Here is a 2,579-nt window from a genome sequence, read left to right on the forward strand (position 1 = left end):
ATTGTACCAAGCCGCTAGTGCGGCGGCTAGCCCTAAGTACATGAAACCACAACTTTTTCAAAAAAAAGTAGCAGTTTTTGAATATATGTTGTATTGTTGAGTTACCACACACACCAATCAACCTATACCGCCAACTGCTATGCTTAGTTTACCATGGATTTTCAAACTCAACAACTACATATCGAAAAATTTTTATCGTCCTCCTCCCCATCATGGATGGTTTCTCTGTTATCACTTGTTTTATCTACCACTAGGAGGTTCTATCATGGACGATTATTTAAAACAATTCCGAGAGATGATCTCTCTGCGGGGTCTTACTGACCATACCATCGTATCTTATTCTACTTATATCCGCTCTTATCTGGACTATCTTTCCAATATTCTGCACAAGCTGCCTGAAGATGTTTCCTGGGCGGAACTGCGTGACTTTATCCGCTGGCTGCAGAAAGAAAAGAATCTTTCTGACCGTACTTTAAACGCCTGTATTTCTCAGCTCCGCTTTTTTACCATCTATGTCCTTCACAAACCCTGGGATCCCTCACAGCTTCCCATGAGGAAGTTTGATGCCTATCTCCCTTATGTCCCCTCCCAGGAGGAAGCTTTCCAATTCATTTCCACCATGCCCGACATCAAGCCCAGGGCTATGTGCGCACTCATGTATTCCTCCGGCCTGCGTATCGGGGAAGTGTGCCGCCTGCGCTATGAGGATATTGACAGAAAAAACATGCGCATCCATATTTCCCATACCAAAGCCCGGCAGGACCGCTATGCCTCTCTGTCCAGGTATGCCCTGGACCTGCTTACACAGTATTGGTTTCAATGCGGCAGGCCTACAGGCTGGCTTTTTCCAGGCTCCCAGAAACGTGTCTCTGACAGACCGATCAATACCTATTATCTTTCCTGGCATATCCATAAGCATGAGGAACGGCTTGGCTGGCCCACAAGGATCACCTGCCACTCCTTCCGGCATGCCTTCGGTACACATCTATATGAGAATGGAGTTGACCTGCTTACTATCAAGGCACTTTTAGGCCATAAATCCCTGGAATCTACCATGCTCTACGTCCATTTGGCGGCCACCCGTTTTTCTGATGTGATAAATCCCCTTGATAAGATGGGAGGTATCTATGGCACAAAGTAAAATCCAACAGATTTTCGAGTTTGGATGGCAGGAATACTGTTCCGTTTATCCTCCGTCCGACATCCGAAAAAAGGCTGCCATGTCCATCCTTCGGTGCAGGACTGGCGCATTGGGCTGCAGTGTCAGCATCTGTCCCGATTGCGGCCATACCGAGGTCCACAACAATTCCTGCCGCAACCGTAACTGTCCCAACTGCCAGGCTGTGAATAAGGAGATCTGGGTGGACAAACGCAGGGCGGAAGTCATAGATGCCCCCTACTTCCATGTGGTATTCACTCTTCCTCATGAACTGAATGCGTTGTTCTTGTGCAACCAGCAGCTGCTCTATGGCTTCTTCCACAGATGCTGCGCCGAAACGCTTTTAGAACTTTCTGCGGATAAAAAGCATCTCGGAGCAACACCCGGGATCATTCAGGTGCTCCACACCTGGGACCAGGAAATCCATTACCATGTCCATATGCACTGCATTGTTTCCGGTGGTGGGCTTACCAGCGACCATAAGATACGGAAGGTAAAAAACAGCTTCTTTCTCCGGGTGGAAGTCCTCCGGGATAAATTCAAGGGGAAATTTCTTGCAGGGCTCGATTCGTTTTACAAAAACAGCCGCCTGGTTTTTTCCGCTTCCTGTGATAAACTCCGGAATTCCTATGAATGGTCTGAATTCCGCAATCTCCTTTATGGAAAGGAATGGTGCCCTTACATAAAAGAAACGTTCCATGGATTTGGCAATGCGATGGAATATCTCGGAAGATATACCCACAAGATTGCCATTTCTAACAGCCGTATCCTTTCTGTCGATGAACAGCAGGTCACTTTTTCTGCCAGGGGGAAAAAGCCCGGTGAACCGCGCAGGGTGATCACTCTGAAAAACATCGAGTTCATCCGCCGCTATCTGATGCATGTGCTCCCACCCGGTTTCCAAAAGATCCGGTATTATGGCTTTTTGAATAACCGTGGAAAAAGCAAAAACCTGAAACTGATCTTTACCCTTCAGGGGCATCAGCGTTTCCGGGCCAAATATATCAATCTTTCCATAGCTGAACTTTTAAAGGCAGTATGGAAGATTGACATCCGCATCTGTCCGGAGTGTGGATGCTGCCGGATGCAGAGCATCGGAAGGACCTATGGGCCTTCCTGACAGAAGCCGCTTAACCACTGAATATTTTTTTAAAGGCCTCCGCAAGAAGGTCTGCGAAGCATGCCCTTTTATAAAAAGCTTTCGTGAAAGGATACCAAAACCGTCTTTTTATATCGATGAATTTCTGTAAGACCACAGCATTTTCACCAAGCGGAAAAGATACTTTTCCCATATACATCCTGGCTGACCCGTCCGCAGCTTGGTACAATTGGAAAGAATCACATTCAGAGCAGTTCAACTTTACTTAGAACTGCTCTTTTTGTGTCTGCTCTGAATCTGATACTTTCCTAATGAATTATA

Annotated in this window: 2 protein-coding genes; both read left to right on the top strand. The window is 46.6% G+C overall.

Translation table 11 applies throughout. The features are described from left to right. Positions 1-265: 265 nt before the first annotated feature. Positions 266-1,141 carry a tyrosine-type recombinase/integrase gene (locus LKD70_RS18310; RefSeq protein WP_227709292.1) on the top strand — a complete coding sequence of 292 codons (876 nt, stop codon included), beginning with the start codon at positions 266-268 and terminating at the stop codon, positions 1,139-1,141. Continuing rightward, the gene (locus LKD70_RS18315) at positions 1,128-2,279 is read left to right on the top strand and encodes an IS91 family transposase (protein ID WP_227709293.1); all 1,152 of its coding nucleotides are present in this window, start codon (positions 1,128-1,130) and stop codon (positions 2,277-2,279) included. Before LKD70_RS18310 ends, LKD70_RS18315 begins: the two co-directional genes overlap by 14 nt. Positions 2,280-2,579: the final 300 nt, after the last annotated feature.

Source organism: Ruminococcus turbiniformis (genome assembly GCF_020687545.1).
Lineage (GTDB): Bacteria > Bacillota > Clostridia > Lachnospirales > Lachnospiraceae > Mediterraneibacter > Mediterraneibacter turbiniformis.

What these genes read in the sequence shown, in the direction of transcription:
- LKD70_RS18315 (WP_227709293.1), top strand. Translation starts at nt 1,128, where the DNA reads ATGGCACAAAGTAAAATCCAACAGATTTTCGAGTTTGGATGGCAGGAA.
- LKD70_RS18310 (WP_227709292.1), top strand. Translation starts at nt 266, where the DNA reads ATGGACGATTATTTAAAACAATTCCGAGAGATGATCTCTCTGCGGGGT.